This is a genomic window from Pseudomonas sp. NFACC02, assembly GCF_900110765.1.
In the GTDB taxonomy this organism is placed as follows: Bacteria; Pseudomonadota; Gammaproteobacteria; order Pseudomonadales; family Pseudomonadaceae; genus Aquipseudomonas.
Genome location: NZ_FOEO01000031.1, coordinates 1 through 23,070, shown reverse-complemented (window position 1 = coordinate 23,070; position 23,070 = coordinate 1). Strand labels below are relative to the sequence as shown.

Below are 23,070 nucleotides of genomic sequence, written 5' to 3'. Positions count from 1 at the left end.
TCTCAATGGGCCTCTGCAACGGTGTCAGCCAGCGGGATCATGGCCTCGCGCGCCCAGCGTGCAGAGATCCGCTGACCGGTCTGGTGTTGTGCGCTGGTGTCTAGCCATTGGGTATTGGCCTGGCTGACACTGAGGGTCTGGCCATTGTCCAGTTTCAGCTCGTAACGGGTGGCGCTGCCCTGATATTGAATGTCATGCAGCAGGCCGCTGACTTCGATCTCATGACTCGCCACCGGGCCCTCCGCGAAGCGAATGTGTTCCGGGCGAATGGAAAACGCGTTCGGGGTGCCGCAAAGGTGCTGCGCCAGTTCGCCGCGCAGCACGTTGGAGGTGCCGACGAATTCGGCGACGAAGGTGGTCGCCGGTTTCATGTACAGGTTGCGCGGGGTGTCGACTTGCTCGATACGGCCTTTGTTGAAGACCGCAACACGGTCCGACATCGACAGCGCTTCGGTCTGGTCATGGGTGACGAAAATGAAGGTAATGCCCAGCTGGCGTTGCAGCTTTTTCAGTTCGCTCTGCATTTGCTCGCGCAATTTGAGATCGAGGGCACCGAGGGGCTCATCGAGCAACAGCACACGAGGGCGATTGACCAGCGCACGCGCCAGGGCCACACGCTGGCGCTGACCGCCCGACAGTTGCACGGGCTTGCGGTCGCCGTAGCCGCCCAGGGCAACCATGCTCAAGGCTTCTTCGGCCCGCGCCAGTCGCTCGCTTTTACCGACGCCCTTGACCTTCAAGCCATAGGTCACGTTGTCGCGCACGTTCATGTGCGGGAACAGCGCGTAATCCTGAAACACGGTGTTGACGTCGCGCTGGTAGGGCGGCAGGCCGGCGGCCTCTTCGCCATGGATGCGGATCGAACCGGCGCTGGGTTGTTCGAAGCCTGCGATCAGGCGCAGGCAGGTGGTTTTGCCCGAGCCCGACGGCCCGAGCATGGAAAAGAACTCGCCGTCCTTGATGTCGATGGAGACCCGGTCAACGGCTTTCACTTCGCCGAACTGACGGGAAACGTGGGTGAACTGGACTGCAAGGGTCATGGTGAAACCTCAAGTGAAAGCGAACGCCGTTGCAGCGGGCTCGCCGGGTGCATCAACATGCAGATACCTGTAAGAGCGCCGTCTCCTGTAGGAGCGCGCTTGCCCGCGATGGCGGTGTGTCAGGCACCCTCAATGTCACAGACAGATCGCATTCGCGGGCAAGCGCGCTCCTACAGGTTTTTTGCGGGGTGTCGGAGAACGGAGTCGTCCAACACCTGTGTGGCTTTATCGCCCGCCCATGATCGCGATGTAGTCCTGGGTCCAGCGGCTGTAAGGCACGTACTTGCCGCCCTCGGCTTGCGGGGTTTTCCAGAAGGCGATCTTGTCGAACAGGTCGAAACCGTTGGTGGCGCAGCCTTCGGCGCCCAGCAGCTCGCTGGCTTTGCACGCTTGCGGCACCACTGGCAGCGAGCCGAACCAGGCGGCTACGTCGCCCTGGACTTTCGGTTGCAACGACCAGTTCATCCACTTGTAGGCGCAGTTCGGGTGCTTGGCGTCAGCGTGCAGCATGGTGGTGTCGGCCCAACCGGTCGCGCCTTCCTGAGGGATGGTCGAGGCCACCGGTTGCTTGTCGGCGATCAGGCCGTTGACCATGTACCCCCAGGAGCTGGAGGCCACCACGCCTTCGTTCTTCACGTCGCTCATCTGCACGGTCGCGTCATGCCAGTAGCGGTGCACCAACGGGTGCTGGGCGCGCAACAGGTCGAGTACGGCCTTGTACTGGGTTTCGGTCAGCTGGTAAGGGTCTTCGATTTTCAGTTCCGGCTTGGCGGTTTTCAGGTACAGCGCCGCGTCGGCAATGTAGATCGGGCCGTCATACGCCTGCACGCGACCCTTGTTCGGTTTGCCGTCCGGCAGGTCCTGCGCCTCGAACACCACGCTCCAGCTCACGGGCGGCGTCTTGAACACGTTGGTGTTGTACATCAGCACGTTCGGGCCCCACTGATAGGGCGTGCCATAGGTCTGCTTGTTGACGGTGTACCACGGGCCGTCTTTCAGGCGAGGGTCGAGGGTTTTCCAGTTCGGGATCAGGTCGGTGTTGATCGGCTGCACACGCCTGCCGGCCACCAGACGCAGCGACGCATCCCCCGATGCCGTCACCAGGTCATAACCGCCCTTGGTCATCAGGCTGACCATCTCGTCAGAGGTCGCCGCCGTCTTGACGTTGACCTTGCACCCGGTCTCCTGTTCGAAGCCGGTGACCCAGTCATAGGCCTTGTCGCTTTCGCCCCGTTCGATGTAGCCCGGCCACGCCACGATATCCAGCTGGCCTTCGCCGTCGCCGACAGCCTTGAGCGTTTCAGCCGCCTGCAAAGTGCCGCTGGCGAACAACGCGGTGATTACAGCGCTCAGGAGCGCGGTCTTTTGCACTGACATGGGGTTCCCTCTTTTTTCAAATTATGGTCGGGGCAGTTTTGAACGGTGACTCGGTGCAGCGTGCTTGTTTCAAGCTCTTATTAGCGTAGCGATGTTAGTTGAAGCCGATGTTGCGTCTCCTGTTCACGCCAGATCGCTGCCGTGGCGCGCCATGATGTGTCTGACGACGCTGTAGTCCTGAAGTGAATCGCTGGACAGGTCTTTCCCGTAGCCTGAACGTTTCAGGCCGCCATGGGGCATCTCGCTGACCAGCATGAAATGGCTGTTGATCCAGGTGCAGCCGTACTGCAAACGCGCAGCCACTTGCATGGCCTTGTCCAGGTTCTGCGTCCAGATAGAGGACGCCAGTCCGTATTCGGAGTCGTTGGCCCAATCCACGGCCTGGGATAACTCGTCGAAGCGGGTCACCGTCACGACGGGACCGAACACTTCACGCTGGACAATCTCATCGCCTTGTTTGCACCCGGCGAGCAACGTTGGCTGATAAAAGAAGCCGGGGCCCGAGTGCACCGCAGCCCCGGTGACGCGTTCGATATGAGGCTGGCTCAGCGCACGCTCGACGAAGCTGGCCACCCGGTCGCGCTGTCGCACACTGATCAGCGGGCCGATCTCGTTGTCGGCATCGCGCTTGCCGGCGAAGCGCAGGCTGCTGACCGCCGCGCCGAGCTCGGCGACCAGCGTGTCGTGAATGCCGGCCTGCGCGTAGACGCGGCAGGCGGCCGTGCAGTCCTGGCCCGCGTTGTAATAGCCGTAGGTGCGCACGCCTTCGACGACCGCAGCGATGTCGGCGTCGTTGCAGACGATCACCGGCGCCTTGCCGCCCAGTTCGAGGTGGGTTCGTTTAAGGGTTTTTGCCGCGGCCTGAAGGATTTTCTGGCCGGTGACGATATCCCCGGTCAGCGAGACCATGCGCACTTTCGGGTGGCTGACCAGGTGACTGCCGACGCCTTCGCCGCCACCACAGATAATGTTGATCACGCCGGCGGGCAGCAGGTGGGCGAAAACCGGTGCCAGTGCCAGGACGGACAGCGGCGTGTGTTCCGAGGGTTTGAACACCAGCGTATTGCCCGCCGCCAGCGCCGGAGCGATTTTCCAGGCGGCCATCATGATCGGGTAGTTCCACGGCGCAATCGATGCAACGACGCCAATCGGGTCACGACGGACCATGCTGGTGTAGCCCGGCACGTATTCGCCGGACAACTGACCGGTCTGGCAACGAACGGCGCCAGCGAAGAAACGGAACACGTCGACAGTGGCGGTCAGGTCATCCTGACGCGCGAGGTGCAGGGGCTTGCCGCAGTTCAGCGATTCCAGTTGCGCCAGATGGTCGGCGTTCTTTTCGATGGCATCGGCAATGCTCAGCAAAAGAGTGGAGCGTTGTTGCGGCGTGGTGCGCGACCAGCCGGTGAAGGCCCGGTGGGCGGCCAGAATGGCGGTTTCCACCTGCTCGGTGCTGGCTTCGGCGATGTGGGTCAATACCTCGCCGGTGGCGGGGTTCAGGATCGGTTCGACCAACCCTTGGCCTGCGACCAGCTCACCGTCGATCAGCAACGAGGTGAACAGTTGAGGGGATGCGGCGTATGAGGTTGCTGCGCCAGCCATTGTTCGAGCTTCCTTGTGTCGAGTTTTTTGCTGATCGGTTTGAAAAATTTCGCGAACGATTCAGCACGCGATGGACCTTTGCCGTCTGTGCCGACATGTTCGCGGGCAAGCGTTTTCCCCGCGCCGGCTAAAGCGAGGTCGTTTTCACATTCCGAAACAACTCAGTTCCCAAGCATCAGAGCCTAGTGCGGCTTCCTGCGCCCGACAAATTCTAAATACTGAACGCAGCGTTCGATTAAATAGATGGCCGGCGTCCCGGATGGGGTTGTTCGCGGGCTACGCTGAGGAACGGATCGACCAACGAAGGGCGCGCCGTGCCACGTCGCCATGCCAGCCCGACGTCCAGCGTCTGGGTCAGGTCTGCAATCGGGCGCGCCTCGATGATGTCGCCTTCCAGTGACCACGGACGATAGGTCATGTCTGGCTGGATCGACACGCCCAGACCGGCTGCCACCAGGCTGCGGACCGCCTCGGTGGACGCGGTGCGCAATGTGACCTTGGGCTGCAGCCCGGCGCGCGACCATACACGCTGGGCATTGGTGCCCATTTCGTCGACGTTGAGTTGAATCAGCGGCTCACGCGCAACATCGGCCAGGCTGATACTGTCCTGCTCCAGCAACGGATGTTGGGCCGGTAGCCACAGGCGGTGGGGTGAGTGCGTCAGGACCTCGGTTTGCAGCGCGTGCCGGTCTTCCAGGTTCGAAAGGATCAACACGCCGACATCGATCTCACCGCTGACCAGCAGGTGTTCGATGTAGGGCCGTTCGTCTTCCATCACGCGGATGTCCACATTCGGATACGCGCGCTGAAAACGGGTCAGCAAGTCTGCGAGGTAGTAACCGGCGACCAGGCTCGTTACGCCGACGATCAACTGTCCAGCAACCTGGTCGGCGCCTTGTTGCAAGCTGCGTTTGGCGTTTTCAACGGTGGCGAGAATCAGGTGAGCCTGACGCAGGAACTGGTGCCCCTGATGGGTCAGCGTCATGCCCTTGGCGTGGCGGCTGAACAGGCAGACCCCAATCTCCTCTTCCAGTTGTTGAATGGCCAGGGTCAGGGTTGATTGAGAAATGAATACCGCCTGTGCGGCCGCCGAGATCGACCCGGTTTCCGCCACCGCGATGAAGTGTCGAATCTGGCGTAGCGTCATCATGACAGCAGGCTCGCTCGTGTTTTTAGAATCAAGCGACTGTATATCGTTTTTTCTGAGGGGTAACCAGCGGCCCGATTTTTCGCGGCAACATTCAGAAGTACACCTGAAAGTCCGACTTGCCCACTTCGCCGTAACCTGCGTGTCGAAACGTTTCTTCCGTTTTCAGGAGCTTTCTTATGAACACCCGTGGTTTGCTCGATCAACTGTTGAAATCCGGTCAGGACCTTCTGAAAAACTCTTCAGGCGCGCCGGCGCAATCCGGCTCACACGGCAGCGGCGGACAGGGCAAGGGCGGCCAGGGCGGCCTCAGCGATCTGCTCGGCAAAGTGGGTGGCGGCAACCTCGGCGGGCTGCTCTCCGGAGCAGGGGGCGGCGCATTGGCGGCCGGGGCGATGGGGTTGCTGTTGGGGAATAAAAGCGCGCGCAAGATCGGCGGCAAGGCGCTGACCTACGGCGGACTGGCCGCATTGGGCGTACTGGCTTACAAGGCCTACGGCAACTGGCAGGCTTATCAGGGCACCTCCCAACAGACCGAGCCACAGACCGTTGATCGGGTCCCTCCTGCACAGGTCGAGCAACACAGCGAGGCCATCCTTCGAGCGCTGGTGGCGGCGGCCAAGGCTGATGGTCACGTCGACACCAATGAACGGCAGTTGATCGAAGGCGAATTCACCCGCCTGACGGGCGACAAGGACCTGCAGCAATGGCTGCACGTCGAGCTGAACAAACCGCTGGACCCGGCCGATGTCGCCCGATCCGCCCGCACCCCGGAAATCGCTGCCGAGATGTACCTGGCGAGCGTGATGATGGTCGACGAAGAACACTTCATGGAGCGCGCCTACCTGGATGAGCTGGCCAAACAATTGAAGATCGAGCCGGGGCTCAAGCAAGAGCTGGAAAACCAGGTGCGCCAATCTCAGCAGTAAAACCAGGGCAACCGCAGAAGCTGTGGCCACCACAAAACCTGTAAAAGCTGCTGGAGGTTACGACCGTGGTGGTCTTACAGCCGACCTCAATGGAGCCTGACCCGCCGCCTTCGCTGCCGTCGTAACCTCCGACGTCTCCTACAGAGACCGCGTACGCCGAGAATTCCATGCCCGCTGCAGAAGCCGTGGCCACCACAAAACCTGTGGGAGCTGCTGGAGGTACGACCGTGGCGAATGCGGTCTTACAGCCGACCTCGAAGGAGACTGACCCGCCGCCTTCGCTGCCGTCGTAACCTCCGGCGTCTCCTACAGAGACCGCGTACGCCGAGAATTCCATGCCCGCTGCGGAAGCCGTGGGTACCGCAAAACCTGTGGGAGCTGCTGGAGGTACGACAGTGGCGAATGCGGTCTTACCGGCGACCTCGATGGAGACTGACCCGCCGCCTTCGCTGCCGTCGTAACCTCCGGCGTATCCCACAAGTTCGGGGTGATCCAGTCAGCCCGGTAATCCGCCATCAAGCAAACCTTCCATAAGCCGATAACGTGTCAGATATTTCTGAGATATCTGTGCGTTATCGCGTTATCTATGTCGGAAACAGCCCGGTTAATTGGTAAGTCACTAGGCTATACTCCGCTCGCTTGGGGCCGTCTGCGGTCCGCTTCTTGAACCCGGTTTTGCCGGTGTTGAACTCTTGAGGGCTGACTGTGAAGAACTGGACGTTGCGTCAACGTATTTTGGCGAGCTTCGCTGTAATCATCACCATCATGCTGTTGATGGTCGTCGTGTCGTTCAATCGGCTGTTGGTCATTGAAAACAGCGGCGATGAAGTTCGTCTGGATGCGTTGCCTGGCGTCTATTACAGCAGCACCGTGCGTGGCGCATGGGTGGAAAGTTACCTGCGCACCCAGCAATTGCTCGCCGAGGGCGCGGGACGCAGTCTGAGCAGTGCCGAAGAAGACCAGTACAAAGAGTTCGAAGACCGGTTGCAGGCCCAGATTGTCAACTATCAAAAAGGCATTTTCGAAGAAAGCGATCGTAATGACTTCGCCCAGTTTCTGCAGGTGCGCGAGCGTTACGGCTTGGTACTCAATGGTATTCTCGCGGCTTATCAGGGCGACAACTTTTCGCTGGCGCAACGCATCTTTGCCGAGCAGTTGACGCCATTGTGGTTTGAAGGTCGCAAGGTCCTCAATGCGTTGGGCACCAAGAACAAGGGCAACGCTGATCGCTCGTCAGATAACATTCAGGCGGCTGTTTCCAGTGCCAAGATCACGCTGGGTATTTCGCTGCTCGTCGCTGTAATTGTGGCGGCTGGCTCTGGTCTGTTGCTGATGCGCTCGATCATGGCGCCGATGAACCGCATCGTGAGCATTCTCGAGACCATGCGCACCGGGGACCTGAGCAGCCGTCTGAACCTGGACCGCAACGACGAGTTCGGCTCCGTCCAGACGGGCTTCAACGACATGATCACCGAGCTCGCTGCGCTGGTCTCCCAGGCGCAACGCTCATCGGTACAGGTCACGACTTCGGTGACCGAAATTGCGGCAACCTCCAAGCAGCAACAGGCGACCGCCACGGAAACCGCAGCGACCACCACCGAGATCGGTGCGACGTCGCGGGAGATCGCCGCCACGTCCCGTGACCTGGTGCGGACCATGACAGAAGTGACTTCCGCGGCGGACCAGGCCTCGATCCTTGCCGGTTCCGGGCAGCAAGGGCTGGCGCGCATGGAAGACACCATGCATTCGGTGATGGGCGCGGCCGATCTGGTGAATTCCAAACTGGCGATCCTCAACGAGAAAGCCGGCAACATCAATCAGGTGGTGGTGACCATCGTCAAGGTCGCCGACCAGACTAACCTGCTGTCCCTCAACGCGGCTATCGAGGCTGAGAAAGCTGGGGAATATGGCCGTGGTTTTGCCGTGGTCGCGACCGAAGTCCGTCGTCTCGCCGACCAGACCGCCGTAGCGACCTACGACATCGAGCAAATGGTGCGTGAGATCCAGTCGGCGGTGTCGGCGGGCGTCATGGGCATGGACAAGTTCTCCGAGGAAGTGCGCCGGGGCATGTTCGAAGTGACGCAGGTCGGCGAGCAGCTTTCCCAGATCATCCATCAGGTGCAGGCGCTGGCGCCCCGGGTGTTGATGGTCAACGAAGGCATGCAGGCGCAAGCGACCGGCGCCGAGCAGATCAATCAGGCGCTGGTGCAACTGGGCGATGCCAGTAGTCAGACCGTGGAGTCCCTGCGCCAGGCCAGTTTCGCCATTGACGAGTTGAGTCAGGTGGCCGTGGGACTGCGCAGCGGCGTTTCGCGCTTCAAGGTCTGAGCCGGGACCATGATCGAGCACTCAGCCAAACGCAGTACCGTGGTGTTGCCGAAGAACAAACTGTTCCTGCTGTTTCGCATCGGGACGGAGCGTTATGCGCTGGAAGCGATGGAAGTCGCCGAAGTGCTGCCTCGGCTGGTGCTCAAACCCATCGCGCAGGCGCCACATTGGGTCGCGGGGGTGTTTGCGCATCGTGGCGTGGTGGTGCCGGTCATCGACCTGAGCGCCTTGACCTTCGGTGAGCCGGCCCAGCCGCGAACCAGCACACGTCTGGTGCTGGTGAACTACTGCGTCAGCGCAGAGCGCGCGCCCCAGTGGCTGGGACTGATTCTGGAGCAGGCGACCGACACCCTGCGCTGTGCGCCGGACGAGTTCAAGAGTTACGGCCTGGACAACCGGCAGGCGCCGTACCTTGGCCCGGTCCGCGAAGACGCCTTGGGTCTCTTGCAATGGATTCGGGTGCAGGATTTGCTGAATGAATCGGTGCGTGAATTGTTGTTCCCGGCGCAGCCATTGAGCCTTGAACCGTTCGAGGCGACGCCATGAGCGAAGACGCACGCTTCTTTGCGTTCCTCAAGAACCGTATCGGTCTGGATGTGGCCTCTGTTGGCGAGGCCATTATCGAGCGAGCCGTGCGCCAGCGTTGCCTCAGCGCCAAGGCCTCGGATCACGATGCTTACTGGCAACTGTTAATAGCGTCCGCAGACGAACAGCAAGCGCTGATCGAAGCGGTGATCGTGCCTGAAACCTGGTTTTTCCGTTACCCGGAGTCTTTCGGCACGCTGGGCAAACTGGCCGCTACGCGCCTGGCCCAGCTAAACGGCGTCCGGCCGCTGCGGATCCTCAGCCTCCCGTGCTCGACAGGGGAGGAGCCCTATTCGATCGCCATGGCCTTGTTCGATGCCGGTTTGCAACCGCAGCAGTTCAAGGTCGAAGCGGTGGATATCAGCCCGATGTCGTTGCAGCGCGCGCGTCAGGGTGTCTATGGCAAAAATTCGTTTCGTGGCAGTGACCTCGGTTTTCGTGAGCGTTATTTCAGTCACGTCGATGAGGGCTATCGCGTCGAGGATCGGGTGCGTGAGCGCGTCAGCTTTCAGGTCGGCAATCTGCTCGATCCGGGCTTGCTCGTGGCGCAGTCGGCGTACGATTTCGTGTTCTGCCGCAACCTGCTGATCTATTTCGACGTCGACACCCAGAAGCGTGGTTTCGAAGCGCTCAAGCGCATGACGCGCGATGACGGAGTGCTGTTCATTGGCCCTGCCGAAGGCAGTCTGCTCGGCCGGATGGGCATGGCATCGATCGGCATTGCCCAGTCCTTTGCCTTCAGGCACCGCGCCGACCCGATGCCGGATCAGCTCGCAGTCGTGACCGCGACGCCGGTCTTGCCGCCGCTGCCCGTCGAGCGGTCACGTCAGGCAATGTCGCTGCCGCCAGGCGCTGCACGTGCCCGAAGCAGCGTTCGTCCGTTTACAGCGCCTCAACCGCTCACCCGCGCGACGCCACCGGCCGACGTGGGTGACGCCGCGGCCTTGCTGGACGACATCAGGCGTCTTGCCAATGAAGGCAAGAGTGCAGAGGCCAAAGCCGCCTGTGATCAATACCTCAAGCGCTACGAGCCGGTGGCTCGCGTGTTCTATTGGCTGGGGCTGCTCAGCGAAGTGAGCGGTGACGTAGCGGGGGCTCAAGGCTTTTACCGCAAGGCCTTGTACCTCGAACCTCAGCACCCGGAAGCGCTGGCTCAACTGGCGGCATTGCTGGCGGCGCAGGGCGATGTCGCGGGGGCTCGCCGTTTGCAGGAGCGCGCAGCGCGCGGCGTGAACAAAGAAGGACGTAATCGATGACCGGGGTACACAGTGAACTGGTGAGCCATGATGCTCAGGCCATCGACGATTGCTGGAACCGGATCGGCATTCATGGCGACCGCTCGTGCCCGTTGCTGGAGGAGCACATTCATTGCCGCAACTGTTCGGTGTATTCGGCAGCGGCCACTCGACTGCTGGACCGCTATGCGTTGGCTCAAGAGCTGCGCGTGTCGATGCATGGCGAGGCGTTGGCGAGCGACGTCAAGACCCGCTCCCTGGTGGTGTTTCGTCTGGGGGAAGAGTGGCTGGGACTGCCGACGCGTTGCCTGGTCGAGGTTTCGCCCGTGCAGACCATTCATTCGCTCCCGCATCAACGCTCCCGCGCGCTGCTGGGCGTTGCCAATGTGCGCGGCGCGCTGGTGGCTTGCCTGTCATTCGTCGAACTGCTCGGACTGGATTCGACACCGGTGCCATCGTTGTCTGCGCGTATCACACCGCGCATGTTGATCGTGTCGGCCGAGGGCGGACCGGTGGTGGTGCCGGTCGATGAAGTGGACGGAATTCATGCCATCGAGGCGCGGCTGCTGGATTCTGCCTCGGCGCCCGCGCAGAACAGCAATGCCCGATTCACCCGAGGCGTGGTGCAGTGGAAAAACCGCAGCCTGCGGTTGCTGGATGAAGAGCAACTGTTGTCGGCCGTGAACCGGAGCCTGACATGACGCCCGATCAGATGCGCGACGCTTCGCTGTTCGAACTGTTTACCCTGGAAGCCGAAGCCCAGACCCAGGTGCTGAGCGCAGGCTTGCTGGCGCTTGAGCGCAACCCCGCACAGGCGGATCAACTGGAAGCCTGCATGCGCGCCGCGCATTCGCTCAAGGGCGCGGCGAGGATCGTCGGGGTGGACGCGGGTGTCAGTGTTTCCCATGTCATGGAAGATTGCCTGGTCGAGGCACAGGAAGGCCGTCTTCATCTCAAACCCGAGCACATCGACGCGCTGCTGATGGGCACCGACATGCTCATGCGCATTGCGTCTCCGGGCGAGAGCAGCGTTGGTCAAAGCGATGTCGATGGATATGTCGCGCTGATGACCGACCTGATCAAGCCCGATGTCCGTCATGCGGTCATTACGCCAAGTGCGACGCCCTCTATGGACGACTTGCTGCTGGCCAACGCTCAGGCGCTGGTGGAATCCGTCCAGTCGGCGCTGGGGCCTGCGGCGTTAAGTGCGCCGTTGTCCGCGCAACCGCTGCCTGCCGATCTGTTGCTGCCCGTCCCTCCAGCGTCTTCGGCACCTGTCGAAAACGAAGACGACCCCGCACCCTCCAAATCCGGACGCCGCCAGGAGCGCCGTGTTGCCGAGGGCGGTGAGCGTGTGCTGCGGGTGACGGCCGAGCGTTTGAATAACCTGCTCGACCTGTCGAGCAAATCGCTGGTGGAAACACAGCGCCTCAAACCTTACCTGACCGCCATGCAGCGGGTTAAACGCTCACAAGGCAGCGCCAGCCGAGCGCTCGATAACCTGGAAGCCTTGCTGGATGCCAACGTCGATCCGGACGCCCAAAAGATGCTGGAAGAAGTCCGGCGTCTGTTGAGCGAAGCCCAGCACCTGTTGATCCAGCAGACCTCGGATCTTGACGAGTTCGGGTGGCAGGCGACTCAGCGAGCGCAGTTGTTGTACGACACCGCGCTGGCCTGCCGCATGCGTCCGTTTGCCGATGTTCTGACAGGGCAGGCGCGCATGGTTCGCGACCTTGGACGCTCTTTGGGCAAGCAGGTGCGTCTGGAGATTGAAGGCGAGAAGACTCAGGTAGACCGCGATGTGCTGGAAAAACTGGAGGCTCCGTTAACGCATCTGCTGCGCAACGCGGTTGATCACGGCATCGAATCACCCGAGCAACGGCTCGCCAGCGGCAAGGCGCCGGAGGGGTTGATTCAGCTCAAGGCATCTCATCAAGCGGGTCTGCTGGTGGTCGAGCTGATCGATGACGGCGCCGGGGTCGATCTTGAACGCCTGCGTCGCAGCATCATCGACCGCAAGTTGTCACCCGAGGAAACGGCGGCGCAGTTGAGCGAGGAAGAGTTGTTGAGCTTCCTGTTCCTGCCCGGCTTCAGCATGCGCGACAAGGTCACGGAAGTGTCGGGCCGGGGTGTCGGTCTGGACGCCGTGCAGCACATGGTTCGGCAGCTGCGTGGGGGCGTCGAACTGGTTCAGAAGACGGGGCAGGGCAGTTCCTTCCACCTGGAGGTCCCGCTGACGCTGTCGGTGGTGCGCAGCCTGGTGGTGGAAGTCGGCGGTGAGGCCTATGCCTTCCCGTTGGCGCATATCGAACGCATGCGTGATGTACAGGCCGATGAAATCGTGCAGCTCGAAGGGCGACAGCACTTCTGGCACGAAGAGCGTCATGTCGGCCTGGTCGCGGCCAGTCAGTTGCTCAACCGCCCCGCCGGTCAGCACAACGAAGACGTGCTCAAGGTGGTGATCATCCGTGAGCGCGACGCTGTGTATGGGGTCGCGGTGGAGCGATTCATCGGCGAGCGGACCCTGGTGGTGCTGCCACTGGATCCGCGCCTGGGCAAGGTTCAGGACATCTCGGCGGGCGCGCTGCTCGACGATGGTTCCGCGGTATTGATTATCGATGTCGAGGACATGCTGCGTTCGGTTGAAAAATTGCTGAATACCGGACGCCTGGAACGGATTGACCGGCGCAACCGTCAGACGGATACCCAGGCGCGTAAACGCGTGCTGGTGGTCGACGATTCGCTGACGGTGCGCGAGCTCGAGCGCAAGTTGTTGCTCGGGCGCGGCTACGACGTGACGGTGGCGGTGGACGGCATGGACGGGTGGAACGCATTGCGTGCCGAGGACTTCGACCTGCTGATCACCGACATCGACATGCCGCGCATGGACGGTATCGAACTGGTGACGCTGCTGCGTCGCGACAGTCGCTTGCAGTCATTGCCGGTGATGGTGGTGTCCTACAAGGATCGCGAGGAAGACCGCCGTCGGGGGCTCGACGCCGGTGCCGACTATTATCTGGCCAAGGCCAGTTTTCATGACGACGCGTTGCTCGACGCAGTCGTCGAGCTGATAGGAGATGCGCAAGGATGAAGATCGCCATCGTCAATGACATGCCCATGGCGGTCGAGGCGCTGCGCCGCGCGCTGGCCTTCGAGCCCGCGCATCAGGTGGTGTGGGTCGCCGGCAATGGTGCCGAGGCGGTGGAACGGTGCGCCGAATTGACGCCGGACCTGATCCTGATGGACCTGATCATGCCGGTGATGGATGGCGTGGAAGCCACTCGACGCATCATGGCCGCTACGCCGTGCGCCATCGTGATCGTGACGGTGGATCGCGAGCAGAACGTCCACCGTGTATTCGAGGCCATGGGCCACGGTGCGCTGGACGTCGTGGATACCCCGGCAATCGGCGCGGGCAATCCCCAGGAGGCTGCGGCACCTTTGTTACGCAAGATTCTTAATATAGGCTGGCTCATGGGGCAGAGTGACAGCCGCGTGCGTCCGGGACCGGCACCGCTGCGCGAAGCCTCGCAGCGCCTGGGGCTGGTCGCCATCGGATCGTCCGCGGGAGGCCCGGCGGCGCTGGAAGTGCTGCTCAAGGCGCTGCCGAAGGACTTTCCGGCCGCCATCGTGCTGGTTCAGCACGTGGATCAAGTGTTTGCCGCCGGGATGGCGCAGTGGTTGAGTGGCGCTTCGGGGTTGCAGGTTCGGCTGGCCCGAGACGGTGAGCCGCCGCAACGTGGCGCCGTGCTGCTGGCGGGCACCAACCACCATATTCGTCTGCTGAAGAACGGCACGCTGGCTTATACCGCAGAGCCGGTGAATGAGATTTACAGGCCCTCGATCGATGTGTTTTTCGAAAGCGTGGCCAGCTATTGGAACGGTGACGCAGTGGGCGTCCTGTTGACGGGGATGGGGCGCGACGGCGCGCAGGGGCTCAAGCTCATGCGTCAGCGGGGGTTTCTCACGATCGCCCAGGACCAGCGAAGCAGTGCGGTGTACGGCATGCCCAAAGCGGCAGCCGCGATTGATGCCGCCAACGAGATTCGCCCGCTGGACACGATAGCGCCTCGCTTGAACGAGGTGTTCACCCAATGATTTTCCAGGTGATTTCACAGTCCGCCTGTGACCAGGAGACCCTGAATGCATGATTTGCAGCTGGACAATGTAAACGCCACGGACGAAAACGCTGCCATGGTGTTACTGGTCGACGATCAGGCGATGATCGGCGAGGCAGTCCGGCGTGGGCTGGCGAATGAGGAAAATATCGACTTTCATTTTTGTGCCGATCCGCATCAGGCCATCGCGCAGGCGATCCAGATAAAACCGACGGTGATCCTGCAGGACCTGGTCATGCCAGGCCTGGACGGCCTGACGCTGGTGCGCGAGTACCGCAACAACCCGGCCACCAAAGACATCCCGATCATCGTGCTCTCCACCAAGGAAGAACCGCTGATCAAGAGCGCGGCGTTCGCCGCCGGCGCCAACGATTATCTGGTCAAACTCCCAGACAACATCGAGCTGGTGGCGCGTATCCGCTACCATTCGCGCTCCTACATGACACTGCTCCAGCGCGACGAGGCCTATCGCGCATTGAGGGTCAGCCAGCAGCAGTTGCTGGACACCAATCTGGTGCTGCAGCGGCTGATGAACTCCGACGGACTGACCGGGCTGTCCAATCGTCGGCATTTCGATGAGTACCTGGAGCTGGAGTGGCGCCGGGCAATTCGCGAGCAGACGCAGTTGTCACTGATGATGATCGATGTCGACTACTTCAAGGCCTATAACGACAATTTCGGTCATCTGGAGGGGGATGAAGCGCTGCGTCAGGTTGCCAAGGCGATTCGCGCCAGTTGCAGCCGCCCCTCCGATTTGCCGGCTCGTTATGGCGGGGAAGAGTTCGCGCTGGTGCTGCCCAACACCTCGCCCGGCGGCGCGCGGCTGCTGGCTGAAAAACTGCGCCAGACAGTGGCCAGCATGAAGATCCCGCACATCGCCCCCGGCGAAGGCGCCAGTCTGACCGTCAGCATCGGCCTGTCGACCGTCGTGCCGCAGGTCGGCAGCCACAGTCGTCAAGTGATCCAGAGTGCTGATCAAGGCTTGTACGCCGCCAAGCACAATGGGCGCAATCAGGTGGTGGTGGGCTGATCCGATACTGATCAATGGACGTGCGCAACACTGTGGGAGCTGCTGGAGGTTACGACAGTGGCGAATGCGGTCTTCAGCCGACCTCGATGGAGACCGCCCCACCGCCTTCGCTGCCGTCGTAACCTCCGACGTCTCCTACAGAATGGACTGCACCTGGAAGCTGGACACCCACCCATTTTTGAGTTTTCCAGAGAATGCATTGATCCTCTCTCACCCTGCCCAACGGACTGCCATCGGGGCGGGAGCTGGGGTATACTCGCCGGCTTTGAAAATTTCGCCTGCGAGTGCTGCCCACCATGGAAATCAACCCGATCCTAAACAGCATCAAGGACCTGTCCGAGCGCTCCGAAGCCATTCGGGGGTATCTTTGACTACGATCACAAACATGATCGTCTGACCGAAGTCAACCGCGAGCTCGAAGATCCAGCTGTCTGGAACAACCCGTCGTACGCCCAGGAACTGGGCCGTGAGCGTGCCTCGCTGGCACAGATCGTCGACACCCTCGATGAAATGAGTTCCGGTCTGGCTGACGCCAAAGACTTGCTGGACATGGCCGTCGAAGAAAATGACGAAGGCGCTGTCGCCGATGTCGTTGCTGAAATCGATCGCCTGCGCGAGTCGCTGGAGAAGCTCGAATTCCGTCGCATGTTCAGCGGTGAAATGGACCCGAACAACGCCTACCTCGACATCCAGGCCGGCTCCGGCGGCACCGAGGCTCAGGACTGGGCCAACATCCTGCTGCGCATGTACCTGCGCTGGGCCGACAAGCGTGGCTTCGACGCGACCATCATGGAACTGTCCGAAGGCGAGGTCGCCGGCATCAAGGGCGCCACGGTTCACATCAAGGGCGAATATGCTTTTGGCTGGCTGCGCACCGAGATCGGCGTACACCGCCTGGTCCGCAAGAGCCCGTTCGACTCCGGCGCCCGTCGCCACACCTCGTTCTCGGCGGTGTTCGTGTCCCCCGAGATCGACGACCGCATCGAGATCGACATCAACCCGTCCGACCTGCGTATCGATACCTATCGCTCGTCCGGTGCCGGCGGTCAGCACGTCAACACCACCGACTCGGCCGTGCGTATCACCCACGTACCGACCAACACCGTGGTCAGTTGCCAGAACGAACGCTCCCAGCACGCGAACAAGGACACCGCCATGAAAATGCTGCGGGCCAAGTTGTATGAGCTGGAAATGCAGAAGCGCAACGCGGCGTCCCAGGCGCTGGAAGACACCAAGTCGGACATCGGCTGGGGTCACCAGATCCGTTCGTACGTCCTCGATGACTCACGTATCAAGGACTTGCGTACCGGCGTTGAGCGCAGCGATTGCAACAAGGTGCTGGACGGCGACCTCGACGGTTACCTGGAAGCAAGCCTCAAGCAGGGGCTGTAATCGCGACCCCACTGTTACGGGTTCGGCGCCTCCTTATCGCGTCCGGCCCGTGATCCCTTGCCCGTGGCAAGAAGCAACGAACCTGTGATGGAAAATCTAAAGACATGAGCGACCAACAACTCGACCCGCAAGCCCAGCAACAGGAAGAAAACGCCCTGATCGCCCTGCGCAAGGAAAAGCTTGCTGCCGAGCGCGCCAAGGGCAATGCCTTCCCGAATGACTTCCGCCGCGAAAACTACTGCAACGACCTGCAGAAACAGTACGCGGACAAGACCAAGGAAGAGCTGGCCGAAGCGGCGATTCCGGTCAAGGTTGCCGGTCGCATCATGCTCAACCGTGGCTCGTTCATGGTGATTCAGGACATGACCGGTCGCATTCAGGTCTACGTCAACCGCAAGACGCTGTCCGAAGAGACGCTGGCCGCGGTCAAGACCTGGGACATGGGCGACATCATTGCCGCCGAAGGTACCCTGGCCCGTTCCGGCAAGGGCGACCTGTACGTCGAAATGACCAGCGTCCGTCTGCTGACCAAGTCACTGCGTCCGCTGCCGGACAAGCACCATGGCCTGACCGACACCGAGCAGCGCTACCGTCAGCGCTATGTCGACCTGATCGTCAACGAAGACGTGCGTCAGACCTTCCGCGTGCGTTCGCAGGTCATCGCGCACATTCGCAGCTTCCTGATGAAGCGTGACTTCCTGGAAGTCGAAACCCCGATGCTGCAGACCATTCCGGGCGGCGCGGCGGCCAAGCCGTTCGAAACGCATCACAACGCACTGGACATGGAAATGTTCCTGCGTATCGCGCCTGAGCTGTACCTCAAGCGGCTGGTCGTGGGCGGATTCGAGAAAGTGTTCGAGATCAACCGCAACTTCCGTAACGAAGGGGTCTCGACGCGTCATAACCCCGAATTCACCATGCTGGAGTTCTACCAGGCGTACGCCGACTACGAAGACAACATGGACCTGACCGAAGAGCTGTTCCGTGAGCTGGCTCAACTGGTTCTGGGCAGCACCGATGTGCCATACGGCGACAAGGTGTTCCATTTCGGCGAGCCGTTCGCGCGTCTGTCGGTGTTCGACTCGATCCTCAAGTACAACCCCGACCTGACCGCCGACGACCTGAACGACATCGACAAGGCGCGCGCCATCGCCAAGAAAGCCGGCGCCAAGGTGCTGGGCTTCGAAGGTCTGGGCAAATTGCAGGTGATGATTTTCGAAGAGCTGGTCGAGCACAAGCTGGAGCAGCCGCACTTCATTACCCAGTACCCGTTCGAAGTGTCGCCGCTGGCCCGTCGTAACGACGACAACCCGAACGTCACCGACCGTTTCGAGCTGTTCATCGGTGGCCGCGAAATCGCCAACGCCTACTCCGAGCTGAACGACGCGGAAGACCAGGCCGAGCGTTTCATGGCGCAGGTGGCTGACAAGGACGCCGGCGACGACGAAGCCATGCATTACGACGCCGACTTCGTTCGCGCACTGGAATACGGCATGCCGCCGACAGCGGGTGAGGGCATCGGTATCGACCGTCTGGTGATGCTGCTGACCAACTCGCCGTCGATCCGCGACGTCATCCTGTTCCCGCACATGCGGCCGCAAGCATAAGCGCTGTAAAACAAGCCGCCTGAGCAGGGCGGCTTTTTTTTGTGTTGTAACCGGGCACGTTTGTAGGAGCGTGGCTTGTCCCGCGATCGCACCGGGGTCGCGTCCGACCGCAGTCGTCGCAAAACCGGCGAATGCGGTGTATCAGGAAAACCGTGTGCTCAGGGTTTACGACGGGTTCCCCGCCGATCGCGGGACAAGCCACGCTCCTACAGGCTCCGCGCCTGCCAGTCATTCAAAGAGGAAAACCTGTCGTGAATCGTACGATCGCTCAAAAGGGAGCCGCGGGTCTTGCCACGGCCGTCGCACAGAGTGTTCAGTATCAAGGCCGCAAGGCAAGCCGACAGGGAAGCGAACAGCGCCGACAGCAAATTCTGGACGCGGCCATGCGCATTCTCATTCGTGACGGCGTGCGTGCCGTGCGTCACCGTGCCGTGGCTGCCGAAGCGCAGGTGCCGCTGTCGGCCACCACCTACTACTTCAAGGACATCGACGACCTGCTCACCGATGCCTTCGCCCAGTACGTCGAGCGCAGCGCGGCCTACATGGCCAAACTGTGGACGAACACCGAAACCCTGCTGCGCGAAATGGTCGCGCGCAACGACGGCAGTGCCGATGCGCGGGCGCGGCTGGCGGACGAGATCGCGCGCATGACCCTGGACTACGTGCGCCATCAGTTGCTGACGCGTCGCGATCAACTGATCGCCGAACACGCTTTTCGCCTGGAGGCGCTGATCAACCCGCGACTGGCGCCACTGGTCAGTGCTCACCAGCAGATTCTGTTGCAAGGAAGCGCCCAGTTTCTCGAGGTCATGGGGTCGGCCCAACCGCACGTGGATGCGCAAGTGTTGACGGGGATTATCGGGCGGATGGAATATCAGGGCTTGCTCGAGGGGCCTCGTCCCCACGCAGACGAAGAAATGCTCGCTATTCTTACCCGCCAGATGCATCTGGTGCTGGGCACCGCCAAGCCAGCGGCGGGCTGCAACGGTTAATTTCAGAGCCCGGTGTCGAGGGCTCACCTTCAGGAGAAGCGATGAAAGTCTGGAGCGTCGTGCTCGCCTTGTCGTTCGCGCTGTTGAGCGGATGCCTGGTGACTTTCAAGGACCCCATTCCAAACACCTCCGCCGCGCCGCCCAGACTGCTCGGCACCTGGACGAGCAAGAACGCCTGGGGCGAGCCGCTGGAGCTGGAAATAAGCCGGGCCGGCGCCAATCAATACAAGGCCGTCAGTTACCGCAAGGGCGATCGCAAAAACCGCGACGAATACACCTTCACCGTGTCGCGCCATGGCAGCCGCTGGTATTTGTCGGCGGCGTTGCCTGAGAAGTACGGTGGCCATTACGTCATCGCCGGCTTCGACCTGATCGACAACGATAACGCGGCCGACGAACTGGTGATTTATGACCTCGACCTGGAGCGGATGCAGCAACTGATCGAGCAAAAGACCTTCGAAGGCGAGCCGATTGAAACCGAGAAGGGTGACGGTGTACTGATCACCACCTCCATGGACAAGGTGTTTGCCTATCTGGACGACACCGCCAATTCCGATGTCTTTCTCAAGGCAGCTCAATATCAGCGCATGACCAAATAGCGCCAAGGGTCAATCAAAGGGGGACTGGGTGGACGATTACCAGCAGACCATTCGCACGTTGTCCGATCGTATCGTGTTCGCGCAAACGCCGATCCGTGTGCTCGATGCGGTGAAGTGGGACGACAGCATCCGCAAGCATTTTCTTTCCGCCAAGGGCAAGCAAATGCCCGAGATCGATCGCGCTTACTACGAGAATCGCCCTTTGGGTTTCGACTCCGGCGCGCTGAAGCTGGAATTCCAGAACATCGAACGCGACATCACCCGGCAACTGGGGCAGTTCAACCCGGTCGGGCAGATCATGCGGCGCATGTGCAAGGAGTACCGGATGGTGATCCGGATGCTCGAAGCCCGCGGAACGCCGGATTTTGGCCTGATCTCCCAGGAGCTATATGGCGCGGCGTCCGATGCGTTTCATGCTGGCGACCCGACGCTGGCCGACCTTGGTCTGATGCTCTCCGATTACCTGAACAACATCGCCGGGCGCGGTGACCTCAAGGACGAACCGAAGATTCTGACGGCGAAAGACGCGGTGGCCATGCTGCAAAGCCGGTTGAATCGCACCTTCGGCGAGGCTGAAGGAACCATCCGCGTGTTCGAGTCCGACGGCATCGTCGCAGACGCGGCGGCGGGCGCTGATTACATCAAGATCCGCAGCGACGCGATGTTCAACGAGCGCGACGTGCGGGCGCTGGAGGTTCACGAAGGCCTGGTGCACGTAGGCACCACCCTGAACGGTCAGAATCAGCCGATCTGCACCTTCCTCGCGAAAGGTCCGCCGTCGTCGACCGTGACGCAGGAAGGCCTGGCGATTCTGATGGAAGTCATCGGCTTCGCCTCTTACCCCAGCCGCCTGCGCAAGCTGACCAACCGCACACGTGCGATTCATATGGCCGAGGAGGGCGCGGATTTCCTTCAGGTGTTCGAGTTCTACCGCGAGCAAGGCTTCGGCATGCCGGAAAGCTACGGCAATGCCAGCCGCGTTTTCCGCGGCTCGGTGCCTAACGGTCTGCCGTTCACCAAGGACCTGTCCTACCTCAAGGGCTTCATCATGGTTTACAACTACATCCAGTTGGCCGTGAGGAAGGGCAAGCTGGAGCAGGTGCCTTTGCTGTTTTGTGGCAAGACCACGCTGGAAGACATGCGAACGTTGCGCCAGTTGGTGGACGAAGGGTTGGTGGTGCCGCCCAAGTACCTTCCGGAGCAGTTCCGCGACATGAATGCGCTTTCGGCCTGGATGTGCTTCTCCAACTTCCTGAACCATTTAAGCCTGGACCGGATCGAAGCGGATTATTCGAATATCCTTTGATCGCTATCCCCATTGCGGGAACGCGCACGGGTATTCCCTGTAGGAGTGAGCGTGCTCGCGATGAGGCCAGCCTGATCAACCACCGTTGGCCGATCAACCGCTATCGCGAGCACGCTCACTCCCACAGTGTTACGCAGGGTTCTGGATAATTTGCATAAAAGGACATCGCTTGAAGCCTCTGTTCACGCTGTTGCTGTTCTTATCCCTCACGGGCTGCAGCGAACTGCTGTTCTACCCGGAACGGGACGTTCCCCTGACCCCGGCAAAGGCGCATTTGTCGTATCGCGACATCACGCTGATCACCGCCGACGGCAAAAAACTCAATGCCTGGTTTCTGCCGGCCAAGGAGGGCGTGCCGGTCAAGGGCACCGTGCTGCACCTGCACGGCAACGGCGGGAACATGGCCTGGCACCTCAGCGGCAGCTATTGGCTTCCCGAGCAGGGTTACCAGGTGCTGCTGCTGGACTATCGCGGCTACGGCCACTCCGAAGGCGACCCCAGCCTGCCTGCGGTCTATCAGGACATCGACGCGGCGTTCGACTGGCTGAACAAGGCGCCTGAGGTGCAGGGTAAACCGCTGGTGGTGTTGGGGCAGAGCATAGGGGGTGCGCTGGGTGTGCACTACCTGTCACAGCACCCGCAACAGCGTTCGCGGGTGAAAGCCCTGGTGCTGGACGGCGTGCCAGCCAGTTATCGCGAAGTCGCGCGTTACACCCTGAGCACCTCCTGGCTCACCTGGGCGTTCAAGCGGCCATTGTCGTGGGTGATTCCTGACGGTGACAGCGCGATCAACGGCATCGGGCAATTGCAGGGAACACCCATGCTGCTGTTCCAGAGCCTCGACGACTCGCAGGTGCCGCTGCACAACGGCATCAGCCTGTATCAGTCGGCACCCCTGCCGCGCGTCCTGCAACTGACACGCGGACCGCATGTGCAGACCTTCGAAGACCCGACCTGGCGTGAAGTCATGGTCCGGTATCTGGACGATCCGCAGCATTTCAACGGCCTGCGGCGTCTGGCCGAAATCCCTAATTACCCTGAGCCTGATGCGAGCAAAAAGACCTCCTCTGCGCCATCGGAAACGCAACCGGCAGAGGGTTCGAAATGAGTGACGAACGCAATGTGGTCCCGCAGATTCTGACGGGCATTGGCTGTATTTTTTTGACCGTCGGGACGTTGTGGTACTACGGGTATCTGCACTTTGCAAAACCTGAGGATGCGTTGCAGTTGAGCGAGTTCACGATGCTCAAGACGGTGCCGGGAGAAGACTACAAAGTCGCGCTGGAGCCGGCACCGCAGGTGGCTCAGTGTATCGAGGGGGTCTTAGTGTTGTTCGATACCGGACAGAAGGGCCTGACCGGCGTGTTGGTGAATGATCGCAAGCAGGCCGTGAGGTGCATGGGGCAGGAGACGCCACAGAAGGTGCAGTGAGTCTCTTTGGCCTCTGTTCTTCGCATCTATCCGCGATTTGCGGTGTTTGGGCCGTTGATGTCGAAAAGCAGACGCAGCGCTATCAGATTGACGCAGTCCCTGTAGGAGCGCGCTTGCTCTGGGCCGCACTCGGACGATCTGCCGCGCAGCGGCAGCAAAATCAGGCGATCCGTGTATGACTGGCACTCCGCATGCACCGGGTTTGCTGCCGGTTCCCGGCAGATCGCGGTGGGTTTGTTGGGTTGGGCATTGGGAGGGTGGGCAGATCCATTTTCTCGGGGGCGCCGATTCACCTTTCCGCCCCTCCGGCGGGTCACTTTTGAAAAGGCACCAAAAGTAACCAAAAGTGCCC

At 61.2% G+C, this 23,070-nt stretch carries 19 protein-coding genes; 15 read left to right on the top strand and 4 right to left on the bottom strand.

Annotated elements, in window-relative coordinates; genetic code table 11:
• Positions 1–2: 2 nt before the first annotated feature.
• The 4 genes from BMY73_RS20810 to BMY73_RS20795 all read right to left on the bottom strand — a co-directional run bounded on the left by BMY73_RS20810 (position 3) and on the right by BMY73_RS20795 (position 5,169).
• The gene (locus BMY73_RS20810) at positions 3–1,040 is read right to left on the bottom strand and encodes an ABC transporter ATP-binding protein (protein WP_092409407.1); all 1,038 of its coding nucleotides are present in this window, start codon (positions 1,038–1,040) and stop codon (positions 3–5) included.
• 225 nt (positions 1,041–1,265) lie between these two features.
• Positions 1,266–2,417 carry a putative ABC transporter substrate-binding protein YdcS gene (ydcS, locus tag BMY73_RS20805; RefSeq protein ID WP_092409405.1) on the bottom strand — a complete coding sequence of 384 codons (1,152 nt, stop codon included), beginning with the start codon at positions 2,415–2,417 and terminating at the stop codon, positions 1,266–1,268.
• 123 nt (positions 2,418–2,540) lie between these two features.
• A complete protein-coding gene (locus tag BMY73_RS20800) occupies positions 2,541–4,019 on the bottom strand; it encodes a gamma-aminobutyraldehyde dehydrogenase (protein WP_092409403.1) in 1,479 nt (492 codons plus the stop codon).
• 235 nt (positions 4,020–4,254) lie between these two features.
• On the bottom strand, positions 4,255–5,169 hold the full coding sequence (locus tag BMY73_RS20795) for a LysR family transcriptional regulator (protein WP_092409401.1): 915 nt from the start codon (positions 5,167–5,169) through the stop codon (positions 4,255–4,257).
• A 176-nt stretch (positions 5,170–5,345) separates the two neighbouring features.
• Between BMY73_RS20795 and BMY73_RS20790 the strand changes: the two genes are divergently transcribed.
• The 15 genes from BMY73_RS20790 (at position 5,346) to BMY73_RS20720 (ending at position 22,718) form a co-directional block, all read left to right on the top strand.
• Positions 5,346–6,095, top strand: coding sequence for a tellurite resistance TerB family protein (locus BMY73_RS20790; RefSeq protein WP_092409399.1), 750 nt, complete (start codon positions 5,346–5,348; stop codon positions 6,093–6,095).
• A 705-nt stretch (positions 6,096–6,800) separates the two neighbouring features.
• Positions 6,801–8,423: a methyl-accepting chemotaxis protein gene (locus BMY73_RS20785; protein ID WP_092409397.1), complete on the top strand. Its 1,623-nt coding sequence runs from the start codon at positions 6,801–6,803 to the stop codon at positions 8,421–8,423.
• 9 nt (positions 8,424–8,432) lie between these two features.
• A complete protein-coding gene (locus BMY73_RS20780; protein ID WP_092409395.1) occupies positions 8,433–8,969 on the top strand; it encodes a chemotaxis protein CheW in 537 nt (178 codons plus the stop codon).
• Complete coding sequence (locus tag BMY73_RS20775; protein WP_092409394.1) at positions 8,966–10,264, top strand: CheR family methyltransferase; 1,299 nt, start codon at positions 8,966–8,968, stop codon at positions 10,262–10,264. The genes BMY73_RS20780 and BMY73_RS20775 overlap by 4 nt, the downstream gene beginning before the upstream one ends.
• Positions 10,261–10,944: a chemotaxis protein CheW gene (locus tag BMY73_RS20770; protein ID WP_092409392.1), complete on the top strand. Its 684-nt coding sequence runs from the start codon at positions 10,261–10,263 to the stop codon at positions 10,942–10,944. The genes BMY73_RS20775 and BMY73_RS20770 overlap by 4 nt, the downstream gene beginning before the upstream one ends.
• The gene (locus tag BMY73_RS20765; RefSeq protein ID WP_092409389.1) at positions 10,941–13,334 is read left to right on the top strand and encodes a hybrid sensor histidine kinase/response regulator; all 2,394 of its coding nucleotides are present in this window, start codon (positions 10,941–10,943) and stop codon (positions 13,332–13,334) included. The genes BMY73_RS20770 and BMY73_RS20765 overlap by 4 nt, the downstream gene beginning before the upstream one ends.
• Positions 13,331–14,341 carry a chemotaxis response regulator protein-glutamate methylesterase gene (locus BMY73_RS20760; RefSeq protein WP_062383298.1) on the top strand — a complete coding sequence of 337 codons (1,011 nt, stop codon included), beginning with the start codon at positions 13,331–13,333 and terminating at the stop codon, positions 14,339–14,341. The genes BMY73_RS20765 and BMY73_RS20760 overlap by 4 nt, the downstream gene beginning before the upstream one ends.
• A gap of 45 nt (positions 14,342–14,386) precedes the next feature.
• Positions 14,387–15,391: a response regulator gene (locus BMY73_RS20755; RefSeq protein ID WP_062383295.1), complete on the top strand. Its 1,005-nt coding sequence runs from the start codon at positions 14,387–14,389 to the stop codon at positions 15,389–15,391.
• A gap of 296 nt (positions 15,392–15,687) precedes the next feature.
• Positions 15,688–16,783 (top strand): peptide chain release factor 2 gene (prfB, locus tag BMY73_RS20750; protein WP_113772273.1). Its coding sequence is split into 2 segments (ribosomal slippage): positions 15,688–15,759 and positions 15,761–16,783, totalling 1,095 coding nucleotides; the frame shifts between segments, so codons are not numbered across the junction.
• Between the two features lie 104 nt (positions 16,784–16,887).
• Positions 16,888–18,390 (top strand): lysine--tRNA ligase, encoded by a 1,503-nt coding sequence (gene lysS, locus BMY73_RS20745; protein WP_062383290.1) that lies wholly within the window; start codon positions 16,888–16,890, stop codon positions 18,388–18,390.
• A gap of 251 nt (positions 18,391–18,641) precedes the next feature.
• Positions 18,642–19,382 carry a TetR/AcrR family transcriptional regulator gene (locus BMY73_RS20740; RefSeq protein WP_092409387.1) on the top strand — a complete coding sequence of 247 codons (741 nt, stop codon included), beginning with the start codon at positions 18,642–18,644 and terminating at the stop codon, positions 19,380–19,382.
• A 41-nt stretch (positions 19,383–19,423) separates the two neighbouring features.
• Entirely contained in the window at positions 19,424–19,981 is a 558-nt protein-coding gene (locus BMY73_RS20735; protein ID WP_092409385.1) for a hypothetical protein, read from the top strand.
• Positions 19,982–20,009: 28 nt separating this feature from the next.
• Positions 20,010–21,287 carry a flavohemoglobin expression-modulating QEGLA motif protein gene (locus BMY73_RS20730; RefSeq protein ID WP_092409383.1) on the top strand — a complete coding sequence of 426 codons (1,278 nt, stop codon included), beginning with the start codon at positions 20,010–20,012 and terminating at the stop codon, positions 21,285–21,287.
• A gap of 169 nt (positions 21,288–21,456) precedes the next feature.
• The gene (locus BMY73_RS20725; RefSeq protein WP_092409381.1) at positions 21,457–22,395 is read left to right on the top strand and encodes an alpha/beta hydrolase; all 939 of its coding nucleotides are present in this window, start codon (positions 21,457–21,459) and stop codon (positions 22,393–22,395) included.
• Entirely contained in the window at positions 22,392–22,718 is a 327-nt protein-coding gene (locus BMY73_RS20720; protein WP_092409379.1) for a PA3694 family proteiin, read from the top strand. Before BMY73_RS20725 ends, BMY73_RS20720 begins: the two co-directional genes overlap by 4 nt.
• Positions 22,719–23,070 lie beyond the last annotated feature (352 nt).

What these genes read in the sequence shown, in the direction of transcription:
- BMY73_RS20790 (WP_092409399.1), top strand. Translation starts at nt 5,346, where the DNA reads ATGAACACCCGTGGTTTGCTCGATCAACTGTTGAAATCCGGTCAGGAC.
- BMY73_RS20795 (WP_092409401.1), bottom strand. Translation starts at nt 5,169, where the DNA reads ATGATGACGCTACGCCAGATTCGACACTTCATCGCGGTGGCGGAAACC.
- BMY73_RS20810 (WP_092409407.1), bottom strand. Translation starts at nt 1,040, where the DNA reads ATGACCCTTGCAGTCCAGTTCACCCACGTTTCCCGTCAGTTCGGCGAA.
- ydcS (WP_092409405.1), bottom strand. Translation starts at nt 2,417, where the DNA reads ATGTCAGTGCAAAAGACCGCGCTCCTGAGCGCTGTAATCACCGCGTTG.
- BMY73_RS20755 (WP_062383295.1), top strand. Translation starts at nt 14,387, where the DNA reads ATGCATGATTTGCAGCTGGACAATGTAAACGCCACGGACGAAAACGCT.
- BMY73_RS20735 (WP_092409385.1), top strand. Translation starts at nt 19,424, where the DNA reads ATGAAAGTCTGGAGCGTCGTGCTCGCCTTGTCGTTCGCGCTGTTGAGC.
- BMY73_RS20765 (WP_092409389.1), top strand. Translation starts at nt 10,941, where the DNA reads ATGACGCCCGATCAGATGCGCGACGCTTCGCTGTTCGAACTGTTTACC.
- BMY73_RS20720 (WP_092409379.1), top strand. Translation starts at nt 22,392, where the DNA reads ATGAGTGACGAACGCAATGTGGTCCCGCAGATTCTGACGGGCATTGGC.
- BMY73_RS20760 (WP_062383298.1), top strand. Translation starts at nt 13,331, where the DNA reads ATGAAGATCGCCATCGTCAATGACATGCCCATGGCGGTCGAGGCGCTG.
- BMY73_RS20775 (WP_092409394.1), top strand. Translation starts at nt 8,966, where the DNA reads ATGAGCGAAGACGCACGCTTCTTTGCGTTCCTCAAGAACCGTATCGGT.
- BMY73_RS20770 (WP_092409392.1), top strand. Translation starts at nt 10,261, where the DNA reads ATGACCGGGGTACACAGTGAACTGGTGAGCCATGATGCTCAGGCCATC.
- lysS (WP_062383290.1), top strand. Translation starts at nt 16,888, where the DNA reads ATGAGCGACCAACAACTCGACCCGCAAGCCCAGCAACAGGAAGAAAAC.
- BMY73_RS20800 (WP_092409403.1), bottom strand. Translation starts at nt 4,019, where the DNA reads ATGGCTGGCGCAGCAACCTCATACGCCGCATCCCCTCAACTGTTCACC.
- BMY73_RS20780 (WP_092409395.1), top strand. Translation starts at nt 8,433, where the DNA reads ATGATCGAGCACTCAGCCAAACGCAGTACCGTGGTGTTGCCGAAGAAC.